The sequence below is a fragment of the Micromonospora globispora genome (assembly GCF_003857015.1).
GTDB classification, from domain to species: Bacteria; Actinomycetota; Actinomycetes; order Mycobacteriales; family Micromonosporaceae; genus Micromonospora; species Micromonospora globispora.
In genome coordinates, this window is sequence record NZ_QGGF01000776.1 from 1 (window position 1) to 13,296 (window position 13,296).

Annotated in this window: 12 protein-coding genes and 1 pseudogene; 5 read left to right on the forward strand and 8 right to left on the reverse strand. The window is 68.3% G+C overall.

Annotated elements, in window-relative coordinates; all coding sequences use genetic code 11:
* The first annotated feature begins 274 nt into the window (after positions 1-274).
* The 3 genes and pseudogenes from DKL51_RS33720 to DKL51_RS37620 form a co-directional block, all read left to right on the forward strand.
* Entirely contained in the window at positions 275-754 is a 480-nt protein-coding gene (locus DKL51_RS33720; RefSeq protein WP_109943520.1) for a Rieske (2Fe-2S) protein, read from the forward strand.
* Positions 755-1,203: 449 nt separating this feature from the next.
* Positions 1,204-3,393 carry an FUSC family protein gene (locus tag DKL51_RS33725; protein WP_109943531.1) on the forward strand — a complete coding sequence of 730 codons (2,190 nt, stop codon included), beginning with the start codon at positions 1,204-1,206 and terminating at the stop codon, positions 3,391-3,393.
* Positions 3,394-3,402: 9 nt separating this feature from the next.
* A pseudogene (locus DKL51_RS37620) lies at positions 3,403-3,588 on the forward strand (IS30 family transposase); the annotation flags it as partial.
* A 150-nt stretch (positions 3,589-3,738) separates the two neighbouring features.
* Here DKL51_RS37620 and DKL51_RS33730 read toward each other — a convergent pair.
* The 4 genes from DKL51_RS33730 to DKL51_RS33745 all read right to left on the reverse strand — a co-directional run bounded on the left by DKL51_RS33730 (position 3,739) and on the right by DKL51_RS33745 (position 7,477).
* Positions 3,739-4,914, reverse strand: coding sequence for a glutathione-independent formaldehyde dehydrogenase (locus DKL51_RS33730; protein ID WP_109943521.1), 1,176 nt, complete (start codon positions 4,912-4,914; stop codon positions 3,739-3,741).
* The gene (locus DKL51_RS33735) at positions 4,911-5,636 is read right to left on the reverse strand and encodes a DUF1275 family protein (protein ID WP_109943522.1); all 726 of its coding nucleotides are present in this window, start codon (positions 5,634-5,636) and stop codon (positions 4,911-4,913) included. Before DKL51_RS33735 ends, DKL51_RS33730 begins: the two co-directional genes overlap by 4 nt.
* A gap of 151 nt (positions 5,637-5,787) precedes the next feature.
* A complete protein-coding gene (locus DKL51_RS33740) occupies positions 5,788-6,561 on the reverse strand; it encodes an SDR family oxidoreductase (protein WP_109943523.1) in 774 nt (257 codons plus the stop codon).
* A gap of 46 nt (positions 6,562-6,607) precedes the next feature.
* Entirely contained in the window at positions 6,608-7,477 is an 870-nt protein-coding gene (locus tag DKL51_RS33745; protein ID WP_109943524.1) for an NAD(P)-dependent oxidoreductase, read from the reverse strand.
* Between the two features lie 487 nt (positions 7,478-7,964).
* On the opposite strand from DKL51_RS33745, the gene DKL51_RS33750 reads away from it, so the two are divergent.
* Positions 7,965-8,570 carry a Dps family protein gene (locus DKL51_RS33750; protein WP_109943525.1) on the forward strand — a complete coding sequence of 202 codons (606 nt, stop codon included), beginning with the start codon at positions 7,965-7,967 and terminating at the stop codon, positions 8,568-8,570.
* A 70-nt stretch (positions 8,571-8,640) separates the two neighbouring features.
* On the opposite strand, the gene DKL51_RS33755 is transcribed toward DKL51_RS33750, so the two are convergent.
* The 3 genes from DKL51_RS33755 to DKL51_RS33765 all read right to left on the reverse strand — a co-directional run bounded on the left by DKL51_RS33755 (position 8,641) and on the right by DKL51_RS33765 (position 11,112).
* Entirely contained in the window at positions 8,641-9,084 is a 444-nt protein-coding gene (locus DKL51_RS33755) for a PPC domain-containing DNA-binding protein (protein WP_124813265.1), read from the reverse strand.
* A 326-nt stretch (positions 9,085-9,410) separates the two neighbouring features.
* Complete coding sequence (locus DKL51_RS33760; RefSeq protein ID WP_109943527.1) at positions 9,411-10,118, reverse strand: putative quinol monooxygenase; 708 nt, start codon at positions 10,116-10,118, stop codon at positions 9,411-9,413.
* A 331-nt stretch (positions 10,119-10,449) separates the two neighbouring features.
* The gene (locus DKL51_RS33765; RefSeq protein ID WP_165823051.1) at positions 10,450-11,112 is read right to left on the reverse strand and encodes an alpha/beta hydrolase; all 663 of its coding nucleotides are present in this window, start codon (positions 11,110-11,112) and stop codon (positions 10,450-10,452) included.
* Positions 11,113-11,693: 581 nt separating this feature from the next.
* Between DKL51_RS33765 and DKL51_RS33770 the strand changes: the two genes are divergently transcribed.
* Complete coding sequence (locus DKL51_RS33770) at positions 11,694-12,047, forward strand: hypothetical protein (protein WP_123827010.1); 354 nt, start codon at positions 11,694-11,696, stop codon at positions 12,045-12,047.
* A 67-nt stretch (positions 12,048-12,114) separates the two neighbouring features.
* Here the strand turns inward: DKL51_RS33770 and DKL51_RS33775 are convergent, their stop codons facing one another.
* The gene (locus DKL51_RS33775; RefSeq protein ID WP_109943530.1) at positions 12,115-13,095 is read right to left on the reverse strand and encodes an MBL fold metallo-hydrolase; all 981 of its coding nucleotides are present in this window, start codon (positions 13,093-13,095) and stop codon (positions 12,115-12,117) included.
* Positions 13,096-13,296 lie beyond the last annotated feature (201 nt).

Below are 13,296 nucleotides of genomic sequence, written 5' to 3' on the forward strand. Positions count from 1 at the left end.
GAGAACTCCCCGGTTCGGGCAGCAGCGGCGCGATCACCGCCCATGCTTCATCGGTTAATTCACCACGACGCACCACCGGCACATCGTCAACGATCAACCACTACAAGATCGGCAGGACACGCCCTAAACGGCGTTGGGGCTAGTCCTGGGCTAGCCGGCCCACCGGGCCGGCCAGAATCCCCGCAAATCGGGTGAACCGTCTGAAAGAGTGGTCTCTGTGCGCAGGAACGTGACCGCGACTCATGACGGGCACGGCGGGCAGAGAGGGCGAGGCATGAGCGAGGATCAGGTGATCACCGGGTCGGATACGCATAGCCGTCGAGCCCTGCTCACCGGTGCGGGCGCGGTCGGCGCGGCGGCGGTTCTGGCCGCCTGCGGCGGCGACGACTCCGGCGACGGGGCCGGCGCCCCCACCACCGCCGTTAGCCCCACCGCCAAGAGCACCGGCGGCGGCGGTCCGGCGGCCGGCGAGCCTTTGGCCAAGACCACCGACATCCCGGTCGGTGGCGGCAAGATCTTCGCCAAGGAAGGCGTCGTGGTCACGCAGCCGAATCCGGGCGAATTCAAGGGCTTCAGTTCGATCTGCACCCACCAGAACTGTACGGTTTCGCGCGTCGAGGGCGGCACGATCGACTGCCTCTGCCACGGCAGCAAGTTCTCCATTGTCGACGGCTCGGTCAAGACGCCCCCGGCCACGCGGCCGCTTCCGCCTAGGGAGATCAAACTCACCGGCGACCAGATCTCCCTGGCCTGACCCGCGCTGCACATCTCGGCCCCGGACTTCCTGGCACTGTAGTGGCCCGCCGCGACGAGTGTGCGCGCGATACCCCGAGTCGGGGGCGACCGTTGCACCCCTTCGCGGCGGTGTCCACTTTGGCCCGGAAGTGGCTGACAGCGCCGTCAAGGCTGTCAGGCGGCCACCCCGGAGTCCAGGATTTGCCGTTTTCGCCACCAGGCGGGCCTGCTACCTGGGCCTTTGTGGTGATTGACCCTCCCGGACCGGTGCGGCTGGTCCGTCCAGCGGTCAAGCCGACAACTGTCCGCCGCAAGCGGCGATCGCCCACCTAACACAGCGCTACTAGTCACGGGCTCCCGTCGGGCGGATCCCGAACAATCTGTTGGAGGTCACCGCGGATCTGCCCTTGCCTGGAGAGGATGGGCCTGTCGGAGAACCGCTGTAACGGGGGACCATGGGTGGTCGGGATGGGCGTACTGGACTGGCTTCGCCGCCGGGACCCGAGCTACCAGGCGATCCGTCGCGCGGCGCGGCTGACGCTCGTGTGCTCCCTGAACTTCTACGGCTGCCGGTACGGACTTGGCAATACCATCCTGGCGACGTACGCCTTGTTCGGCTCGGTCGCCACCGGCCTGTTCGCCCAGTTGCCAGGCCCCGCCGGCCGGCGCGCGCGCACACTGCTTACGGCATTGCCTGCGGCGTGGGTCCTGATCGCCCTCGGGACCGTACTGGCCGTGAGCACCTGGGCTGCGGCGGCCGGGATGCTGGTCGTCGGATTCGCGGTGGCGTTCGCCGGCGTCGGCGGCCCGGGCCCGCGTGGACTGGCCAACGCGTTCCAACTCTTCTACATCCTGGCGTGCTTCCCGCCGTACGATCCGGGGACGCTGCCGGCGCGACTGGTTGGTGTGACGCTCGGCATCGTGCTCCTCGCCGCCGCCGAGGTGGCGCTATGGCCTGACCCGGCCCCGGTGCGCTACCAACAGCGCGTCGCCGACGCGGCGGAGAGCGTCGCAAGGTTCGTCGACGGGAAGGCGGACGTGCTGGCCGGCGAGGCGGGCGCGGATACGGAACTGGTGCGCCGGCGGGATCGCGCGTTTCGTGCCATGGAGCGGGTGCGGCTCGTGCACCTGGCGCCGACGCAGCGACCGACATCGGCCGGTGCCCGGGATCGGGCGTTGCGGGAATGCGCAGCAGCCCTGCGTCAGGTCCTTGCGTTGGCGCACCGCCTTCCGATCGAACCTGGCGCGGGAGAAGCCGACCACGTCGATGTGGCACGGCGGCTACACCAGTGCGCGGCTACGACCCGTGCCGCTGGCCGCACTGTTCTCGCCGAATCGCCGGCCGTCGGCATTGATGAACTGCACGCGGCCAGTGCGAGACTCGATGAACGTCTCACGCGTCGAGGCACGGCCGCACTGCCGCGGGCCCCGGACGTCGCACACCTGCGCCTCGATGCGATGGCCCAGGTGATGGTCGAGCAGGTCCGCACCTTCGCCACGGCCGCGCGGATCGCCGCCGGGTTTCCGATCCGGGCCGATGAGGCGCATCCAGGAGAAGGGCCAGATCTGTTCTGGTACGCACGGCAGAGCGCGCTGTCGCTGTTCTGGCAGCGGTTCCGGGTGCACCTCACGCCGAGTTCGGTCTATTTCCAGGCAGCCCTGCGGATCGCGGTGGCGCTCGCCGCTGCCCGGGTGATCGCTGGCTCGTTGAACCTTCAGCACGGTTTCTGGGTCCTCCTTGCCACCCTCACCCTCATGCGGACGTCCGCGGCTGACACACGTACCACGCTGCGGCCCGTTTTGGTCGGCACGTTCGCCGGTGCAGCCGTTGGCGGCCTTCTGCTGGTCGTGACCCCCGGGCCCGCGGTGTACGTGCCGTTGCTCCCGATCGCGATGGTGCTGGCTTTCGCCGCAGGTCCGCTGCTGGGCCTCGGCTGGGGGCAGGCGATGATCACGGTGCTGCTCACGTTGGTGTTCGCCCAACTCGCCCCAGCGAACTTGCAGCTGGCCAGGGCACGCGTGGTCGACGTCGTGATCGGCGCGGGGGTCGGAATCCTCGCCGGCCTGCTGTTCTGGCCGCGAGGCGGCAGCGGACAGCTGCGGCGGGACGTCGCGGCCTACCTTGAGCACGGTTCCATCGCCGTCGAGGAGACCGTCGAGGCTATGACGGGCAGGAAGCGACCACGCGAGGGACTCGACGCGGCGCGTCGAGCGATGGTCTTGGCGGACGCCTCCTTCTGCCAGTACCACTCCGAGAGCCACCACCCGGGGATGTCCCACGTGGACTGGGAGGCTGCGCGCGCCGCCGGTAACCATATGGTGCGCGGCGCCGAGTCGCTGCTCAGAGACATTCCGCCTGGCTCCCTGGCCGTATGGCCCGACGCCGCTACCTCGCTGGCCAGTTTCACCCGATGGCTCCGGTTCGCGTACGCCGACCTCGCAACGCGGGTGCGGGCCGGCCGAATCGCCCGGCCGGTAAGCACGCCATCGGCACCTGAGGACGTCCTCGGCCACGTCCAGGCGATCATCAATGCCGGCGAGCATCGGCGCGAGGTCCTACGCCCGGTCGAGGTCGAGGTATGGCTGGCCGGCCTCTCCAGTGACCTCGAAAGGATCAAGGCGCCAGCGGATCAACCGGCGCAGCGCGCGACGCGGTGATCGGTTTGACGAAGACCACACGAACGCCCGGCACGATTCGTGGCCTCGGGGCTGCCGATCGATCACCGACCCGACATCGTTGATGTGCGGCAGCGAGTGGGTGGCTGGGAAGGCGATCTGATCGTCGGACGCAACAACCAGTGGGCGATCGCCACTCTCGTCGATCGAAACAGCCGCCACCTGCGCCTGGTTCACCCGCGGCCGGCCGCAGCGCGTCGCCGAGATTCGCCGTCTCGGCAGGCCGATCGAACCGGGTGATCAAAGCCCTTACGTGCTCCACCCGGCGACGGCCGGGAGACCGCCAGATAGGGCCAATTTTCGAGGCCGGGGGTTTCAGATGATGTTTCATGGGTGCAGCACCGCCTTGATCACCCCGTTCTCGCGGCGGTCGAAGCGCCGGTACAGCTCAGGCGCGTCCGCGAGGGTGCCGTGGTGGGTGACGATGATGCCGGGCCTGGCCCGGCCGGAGACCACCAGGTCTCGCAGCAGGCGGGTGTAGCGGCGGTCGTGGGTACGGCCGAACCGGACCGCGACGCCCTTGCCGAATAGCGTCCCCCACGGTGCGACCAGGTCTTCCCGGGCGGTCGCGCCAGGGCGCGGGTGCAGGTCCTTGTCCGGGTACACGCCGGCGACGCCGATCGCGCCGGTCGGGTTGACCAGTTGGGCTGCGTCGGCGATCACCTGGTTGGGGCGTTCCTGGTCGGGGTGTTCTCGGTCGCGGGCCTGGAACCCGACCGCGTCGACCACCTTGTCGACCCCGCTCAACTTCTCCTCTCCGAGGGGCAGCCCTGCCCGTGCCCGGTCGGCGCGGATCTGCTCGACCGGGTCGCCGCGGCGGAAGTCGATCGGGACCGCCCCCAGTTCGCCGGCCTTGTCCAGCCGGGCGTCCACGCCGTCCACGCAGTACACGACCCGGGCGCCCCGGAGCAGAGCCGAGTAGGCGCTGAGCAACCCGATGGTGCCGGCTCCGAACACGGCCACCGTGTCACCGGGTTCCACGCCGGCGAGGGTGGCGGCGGCGTGCCAACCGGTGACGAACGCGTCGGCGAGCAGAACGAAGTCGTCCTCGTGCGCGTCGCCGGGCTCCCCGGGCAGGTGTAAGCAGTTCGCGTCGGCCCACGGCACGCGAAGCAGGTCGGCCTGGGCGCCCCGGTAGGGGCCCATCCCGGCGTAGCCGTACGCCGCGCCCGGCCCCTCGACCCGGACCCGCAGACACGCCGCGGAAAGTCCCCGGGAGCACATCGCGCACGTGCCGCAGAACAGGTGGGTGGGGATCACCACCCGCATGCCCGGCCGGACGGTCTGCACGGCGCTGCCCACCTGCTCGACCACACCCAGCGGTTCGTGGCCGAACACCAGGCCGGGGTTCGCGCCGGTCCGCCCGTCGTACATGTGCAGGTCGGTACCGCACAGGGCGCTCGAGGTGATCCGCACCAACGCGTCGGTCTCCGCCTCCAGCGTCGCGTCCGGCACCTCCCGCACCGCGACGCTCCGGACATCCTCGTAGACGACAGCTCTCATTCTTGTTTCCTCCGGTCGGTGATCCCGGCCCGCCGGTGCCCCAAGGCGGCGGCGACGACGACAGCCACAACCAACGTCGCCGCCAGGGCGGGCGCCCAGATCGGCGCCACGCGCAGCGTCAACGCGCCGAGCACGGCGCCGCCGAGCAGCCCCAGCAGCCGGGTGACCCCAGCCGCCCCGGCGGCGAACCGATGCGGATCGAGTACGACGCCCCGGACCACGTCGGTGAGCGAGCCCGTGAGGTACGTGGTCGAGGCGCCCCGTATCCCGGCGTTGATGGTGACCACGCTCTGTATCCCACTCGCCGCCGAGGCGCCACCGAGCAGCGCCAGCCCGCCGGCGTACCCGGAGCGCGCTGCCGTGCTCCACCAGCCCACCGCAACACCGACCAGCAGTACCGCCTCGACCGCCGCCACCATTCCCGTACGGCGGCCCCAGCCTGGCCTGACGCGGCGCAGCGGCAGAGTTCCGCCAGCCAGGCCCAGCGCATATCCGCCCACCGCCGTTGCCCCGCCCGCCAACAGGCGGGTCTCCGCCGTGGCTACCGCGCGGCCGAACTGCACCAGATTGCCGGTGATCACGCTGGCGAAGAAGCCCCCGAGTCGGGTAAGACAGAACACATCGAGGCAGCCGGACGCGGAGGCCAGCACCACCAGCAGCCGGGCCACCGCCGGCTTGGACAAGACGGGGTCGGCTTCGTGCGCATCGCCGGGCCCAGTCAACCCCGGCCCCGGATGTCACTCGTACGACTGCCCTCCTCGACCCAAGTCGCTGACTGCGCGACAACGGCTTCTTCCCGCAGTCGCGCCGTTCATGCCACCTCCGGACGACCGGCGGCCCAGGCGAATCGAACCAGGAGACATGGCTGACCGTTCAGGCCTGGGACGCCCAGACCTGGGATTCAAATTCCTTGTCCTGCTTCAGGCTGATCTCGGGACACACGGTCCGGTATGGATGGTGGTCGGCAGGAATTGTCCTGACCATGGTGTCGATCATCTCTTGGGGGTCGTACTGGTTATCGAGATACGCATTGAAGTCGGGCTGTACCAGCATGGCGCTCGTGTCATCCCGCCACTGGAACATCGCCTCGACTCCCGTGTCGTTGTAGCCGGTGCGGTAGGGGCCTGGATTTATCGTGGCGACACGAATCCCCCTCGGCTCCAGTTCCATCTTCATCGCCCACGCCAACGCCTCGATGGCATGTTTGGTCGCGGCATAAATCCCGACCCATGGCCTGGTTCGGATGCCGACAGCCGACGACACCCAGAAAATCTTCCCATCATCCCTGCCGAGCATCTGCGGGGCGAACCCCTGGACAAGCTGCAGGTGACCGAAGACGTTGACTTCGAAGGACCGGCGCACCCGTGCCATGGGTATCTCCACCACGGAGCCCGCTTCCTGAATACCGGCATTGAGCACGAGAATGTCGACGTCGTAGCCGAACGCGTGTTGTCGATCGAACTCATCGGTCACGTCGAGTTTGATCGCCTCGAGGCTGACGCCTTGCCGCTGTGCCTCGGACCGCAGGTCACGGACCTGGGACCAGATCTCGGCACTGGCAATGACGTGATGCCCTGCACGCGCCAAGCCCAGGGCAGCGCCCCGACCGAGCCCGGAACCTGCTCCGGTGATCAGAATATTCGCCATGCCTGCTCCATCTCCTGCCGGCCAACACCTACCTTTCGGCAACCGCTCAATGCTGGAGGACGCGGGTAATCACCGTGAGGTCCTCGCCGCCGAGCCCGTGGTCCACCGCCCGTTGCCACTGCGCGGCCAGGCTGTTGGCCACTGCGAACCGGTCGACGTCGACCTCGAGCAGCGCCAGGTTGACGTCCTTGATCGCGAGGGAGAGCGGGTACTGCGGCGAATAGTCGTCCTGGCCGATCCGCTGCAGTTTCTCGTCGGCCCAGACCGAGACCAGCGGACTGCCCTGCAATGCGCCAACCACCGCCGCGCGGTCCAGCCCGAGGGCGTGGCCGAACGCGATCGATTCGGCGAGCCCCTCGGCGATGAAGGCGAGCAACAGGCTGTTGACCAGCTTGAACCGGGAGCCGGAACCGGCCGGTCCGACCCAGACGGTGCGCTGCCCGATCGCGTCGAAGACCGGGCCGATCCGGTCCCGGACCTGCTCCGGGCCGGAGGCGAGAACAACCAGTTTTCCCTGCTCCGCAGGGCCTCGGCTGCCCGCCACCGGCGCGTCTAGCAGCACGACGTCGGGCCGTTGCTCAGTCACCAGGCGGGCGATCCGTTCCGTGCCGGAGACCCCGATCGTGCTCATCTGAGCCCAGATCACGCCTTCTGCCATCGCGGCCAGCATTCCCAGGTCGGCAGCGATGGACACCACCGCGTCCGCGTCGGTCACCATCGTGATCACCACGTCCGCCCGGCGTACCGCCTCCGCCGGACTGTCAGCGACCTCCGCGCCCTGCCCGCCGAGCTGCCGGGCCGGCTCCGGGCGGCGGTTCCAGACCACCGTGGGCAGGCCGGCCCGGAGAATGTTCGCGGCCATCGGCCGCCCCATGCCGCCGAGCCCGAGTACGGCCACCCGCTGCGTTCCCGCCATCTGACCCCCCGTACTCCTCCTACCCGGCAGCGTAGGTCAGGGTCGGGCAGTGGTTGACCGGAACGACGCGGCTACGAGCGGACCGGACCGGTCGACACCCACGAGATTGGCACGTTCGACGACGCCGTCGTCGTGCAGATCCGCATCGCCGCAAGCGAAATCTGCTGCCCGCGCTAGCTCTCACCCAGCAGCATCAACTGGTCCGCCACGCCGTCACCGGCACCACGTGACGTCAGCGGGGCGGCTGAACCCTCAGACATCCTCCACGCGGCCATCGATGTCGCCTGCCCGGGTGCACGTCGACCTGCTTGCGGAGAAGGTCATCGGCTGGCCGCAGGGTGATCGCTTGGCGGGGTCCGGATTACGGCCACTGCGGGGGCGGCAGCCGCCTACGCTCGTATGAACCGCCCTGGCCGACCTTCGCCGCCGAGCCGACTGGTGGCGGTAGGCGGGGTGACAGCGGGGAACAGGCATCGGGGGAGACGGCATGTCCCAGCAGGAGGACCGTTCAGACAGCCAGCCGCGACTGCATCAGCATGGCCGGGAGATCCAGGCGTTCGGCACTGTTCGACAGCTACCGGTCGGCCTTTCCTACGACGCGCGAATGTACTCGTGTGAACGGTTGAACAGGATCCTCGCTGATACTCGAATTCTGCACTCGCTCTACAAGAAGCATCATTGGCTCATGCGCGGCCCGACTTTCTACCAGCTTCACCTGCTGCTCGACAAGCACGCGGACGAACAGCTCGAACTGATCGACATGATTGCGGAGCGTATTCAGACGCTCGGCGGGATCGCGGTGGGGGACCCGCGTCACGTCGCTGAGTTGACCAGGGTGCCGCGCCCGCCAAACGGTGCCGAGGAGGTGCCAGCCATGCTCTCCCGCCTGCTGGAGGCGCACGAGATGATACTCATCGACGCGCACGATGCCGCAGGTCGGGTGGTGGAGGGCGGCGACGACGGCACCAACGACGTGCTCGTGTCGAACCTGATCCGCACCAACGAACTCCAGACGTGGTTTGTCGCCGAGCACCTTGTCGACACCCCGGTCGTCCAAGTCTCGGAACCGATCGCGGCTGCACGTTTGCGATGAGCCGACGCCGGACTCGCGGCAACGACGAGCTGTCCGGCGGCCAGGACGGGTGGCGGCCAGGGCCATCCCCTCAGCGCTGGGCCGTCCCCGTCAGCAGCGCCAACCCGGTCTCCGGGTCGACCCGCTTGGTGAGGCTCGCCCCGACCTCGGTGCTGATGACCTCGAGAGTTGGCCACACCTCACCGTGCAGGAGGTGGCCCCCTACGGTCGTGCCGTCGCGGTGGCCGAGTAGCGCGTGCACATGCAGCGCAGCCTTGCCCTGGTTGTCAGCGATATCGCCGAGCAGAGACAGGACTTCGACCTGCTCCCGAACCGGGATGGGCAGGTAGTCGCGCTTCCCGCGGTCGAAGTAGCCCAGCTCGGCCGACTTGAACCCGGCCACAGCAGTGACCCGGGCACCGCGGATGTGGTACCGCGCTGCTACCTCGTTGATGGCGGTCACTGCGTCCTCCCCCTTGTCGACCGCGACCACCACCACGCGCCGGTCACCATCGGTCAGTTCGAGGTCCCGCACGATTCTTGCTCATCTCGATAGGCATGAGAGCTGGCCGCCCGCCGAAGACGCCGTCGGTGCGACGGCGTCAGGGCAGGAACGCGGCCCTGCCGCGGCTGCGGGCACGATCGCCACCGCCCTCCGCAGACGCTGGTTGGAGGCGCCAAGAAGGTTGTCGTCGGACCGCGTCGTTGCCCACCCCACCACTGCGGCCGACATACGCCCGGGTCCGTGCCGCGTGGACGACCTCCTGGTCAGCGTCACATGGCGCAGGACGACTCTCGTCCGGGTCAGGCAGGCAGCGCAGCCGGAGCCGGGGATCAGTTCCATGCTGGCAGCATGGGAATCTAGGCCGTGATCCGCTCGGGGTGGGGTTCACTGATCATCGTCATCATGTGCGCGGTCCAGGGGGCGACGAGGCGTTTGTCGATCTCGCCCCGGACGATGCGGTAGAAGTTGGAGGTGTTCATGTGTTTGTCGAGGGCCGCCTGGTCAGTCCAGTTCTCGTACAGGAACATGACCGACGGGTCTTCGACCGACTGGTAGAGGTCGTAGCCTAGGCATCCGGGTTCGGCGCGGGTGATCGCGACCATCTCCAGGTGGCAGTCGCCGACCGCGGCCTCCTCGCCGGCCTTGATCGTGAAGAACGGCACGAGGGTCACCTGAGCCGGCGAGTTCGCGACCGGCCGTGGGCGGTCGGGCCGGGCGTCGGGTTCCGACAGCAAGTGCGCGCGCCACTGGGCGTATGGGGCGACGATCTCGCCCGCGACGGTCTGTGTGAGGCACTGCCGCACGTGTGCACTCGCCAGATGCGCGTCCAGGGCCTGCTCGTCCGCCCAGTTGCCGAGCACGTAGAACGCGGCCGGGTTGTTCTTCAGCTGGTGCGCGTCGTAACTGAGGTTGCCGCGTTCCTTCCGGGACTCCTGCACGAGCTGCAGAAGGGCGTCCCGGACGGCGTGCGCCCGCCCGGGACCGGCGATGAACTGAGCCAGGACCGTCGCCTGTCGGGGCGATGCAGGCGGCAGAACGCTTCGTCCGCGTTCTTTTCCTATCACGATCGTCCCCTTTCTCCGGGCCGGAGCGTGCCCTCAGTGACATTGGTCCTGTCGGTCCGTTGTTGCCGACATTCGGGGATCCGGGAAACGTCGGCCTCACGCCGAAACACTTCCGTCTGCTTCGACGCCCCAACGGGGACACCCCCTCCTCTGGACCAACGTCCGATATCAGGGTGTCCAATCTCAGGAGAAGCCCACGGACACCACATCAGGGTGCTGACTTGGGAAGCGACGGACGGGACGATCTGTATGCCGGGTTCGGTGGACCCGGGCGCGGCACCGCGACCCCCGTACGGCCACAGCGGGCTCCACCGCTGCTTGTGGCTCCGTGTCATCTGCGTGCTCGACCTGCCGGCACTGCGGTCCGGGTTTCGGCCGCCGTCTTGATGAGCTGTGCCGCTTCGTCGGGGTGGGAAACCATCGCGAGGTGGCTGGCAGGTACTTCGATGGTGGTCGCGCCCATGCGGCTGGCGAACATGCGCTGCGCGTCCGGCGGGATCGCTTGGTCCTGCATGGCGACCAGGTACCATGACGGTAGCGATTTCCAGGCCGGAACGCCCATTGCTTCGGAGAACGTGGAGCCGGCAGGTGGCTGCTGCACGGCGTGCAGCACCTTGGCCCGGGCCGGGTCGACGTCGGCCGCGAAGTGTTGGACGAATTCGTCCTGCGGCTGCCACATGAAGCCCTGCTCGTCGGCGAACAAGTGCTCCAGCGCCGGCGGTGTGGGGCCCTGCGACAGCAGAGCGCCGAGCGACTCCCCCTGGTCCAGCCCGAAGGCCGCGATGTACACCAGCCCGACCACGTTTGGCGCGTCGGTGCCGAGGGCCGTCATGATCTGGCCGCCATAGGAGTGTCCGGCCACGATCGTCGGGCCGTCCTGCAAGTTCAGGACCTGGCGTAGCCGAGCGACGTCGTCGGCCGTCGAGGTCAGGGGAACTGCGGGGCCGTCACCTGGTAGCCGTCGGCCTGTAGACGCTCGATAACCCCGCTCCAACAGGAGCCGTCAGCCCATGCGCCATGGACCAGGACAATGCGTGGTCTGCCGTTCATGCTGGCTTCCCTTCCTACTGCGTGGAGTGGTCGTTTCTGCCCATGGCTGGCCCGCTGGGCCACGGCAGATACCCGCAAGTTGACTGTGGCCGCCGCCCCGATCAGGTGCAGTCAGGTCGCGAATACCGCCTCGGCCCAGGCGTAAACGCGCGCGGTCCGGCCAGTCGACAACGGACGGGAAGCAGCGAGGAAGCAGCCAGACGAGCAGCGACGGCCGAGACCAGACCGCACAAGGCGGCACGGGGGGCATGCTCCGCAATGTGCAACGCGACATCTGATGACATCGCACGATGTTCCGCAACCGCACTCGTATGAAGGTCAGGGGTTCTTGGTTGCGCTGGCCTCAACTCACCCTGGGCAGACAGGGCACCTGGCGGGCGCAACCTCATTTCCCGCACCCAGTACGACTCGTCTGGCCGAGTCACTCTGTCCGTCGGCATCGGGTCAAACGGCGCCGACGCCCGCTCCCAGGAGTTCATCTACTACACAGCATGACCGGACAGCGGCGGCTGACCCCCTAGCGACGTGCGATATTTCGCGGGTGTGATGTTTCCGCTGGAGGCGCTGTCCGCTGCGATCGCGGCACGCACCGTCATCTGGGCGCGGCTTGCGTTGCGCTGGCAGACGGGCCAGGTCCAGCCGAACCACGACAAGCCCGTCGCGAGCGCTGTGCTCGAATCATCGGCGTGGCTCGTAGAAGTCATGATCTGGGGTACACGCGAGGCCGAGTTGGCCACGGTCCGGCTCGCCGACGACAGGATCGTCAACAGCCATTACGACCTTTCCAGCCGCGACGATCTCGAAGCGCCGCTTGACGAGCTCGTCGGACTGCTCGCCGCCAACACGGTTCCCGGTGCCGCAGTGGTCGCATGCGGATAAACATCGGCCGCCCTCGGCAACGGCGCTGCGGTCACCGCGGTGCTCGCCTGGCCGTGGTGCGTGGTGATCAGGGGTGGACCGGTCCGCTGGGCCCGTGGTCAAGGCGCAACGACTGCATGATGAGGAACGTCGTCGTGGTGGTGAAAATCTCGATGTCCGCGGCGGCCAGCACGCCCTTGTACTTGGCGATGACGGGCGCGGCCGCGCGCTCGGTGACGGTGTCGAGGTGGGCTTTGACCCCGGCCCAGGCGTTCTCCCCGTACCTCGCGTAAAACGGCATCGGGTCGACGTTGGCCAGTGCCTCTTTCGCGCAGGCCTCGATGTCGGCGATGTACTGCTGATGCAGCGCGACGTCATCGTGGGTGGCGAGCCGGCCGAGGTGCCCGCAGATGAAGTGCGTCCACGGGTAGGACAGCGCGGTGGCCGGGGCCTTCATGTACCCGATGACGTCCTCGCTGAGGTTGAGGTTATAGATGGGCACCCACCCGGCGTTGACGACGTCGATCATCATCAGGGTGTCGTGTTCGGGGAAGTGGATGAAGATGTTGTCCGGCGAGTGGTTGGGGCCGTGCCAGGCCAACTCGACGCGCTCACCGCCCACCTCGAGGGTGTAGCGGTCGGCGAAGGTCACCTCCGGCACCGGCCGGGCCGGGTCGTTGTCCCGCACCAGCAGCCGCCGGGTCTCCTCGTGCCCGACGTGGACCACGTCTCTGTCGAACAGTGAGGCCGCGCCGGCGTGGTCGGCGTGGTGATGCGAGTAGACCAGGTGGGTCACCGTGTTGGGTACGCCGTTGGCGGCGGCGATTTCGTCCACCGCCCGCCGCAGGTTTCCGCCGATGGACGGCGGTGCGTCGAACAGCACCACGCCGTCGCGGGTGGTCAGGAACGCCGACTGGTAGACGCCGTCGGTGACCCAGTACAGGTTCCGCTCGACCCGCCCGACGTAGTACCCCTGCTCGTTGAGGGCCGGGCCGAGCGCCGACCGCGGGATGGGCGCGTAGTCGGGCAGGTCCGCGGGGCTCCCCGCGCGAGAGGCTGTTGATGTCACGGTATCTCCCTGGTATCTCAAGGCACGTCCCAGTGGCGGCCGTGCGAGCCTTCGCGGCGGGCCTAGCTTCGCCGCTAGTGTCCTGTCTCGCAAATAGATAGCCGTTTTAGTAGGCTCTGGGCGTGACACGTGCTGCCGCACCACTGGTGCTCGAACCCGGCCAGCGGGAACTGCTGGAGTCTCTTGCCAAGTCGCGTACGG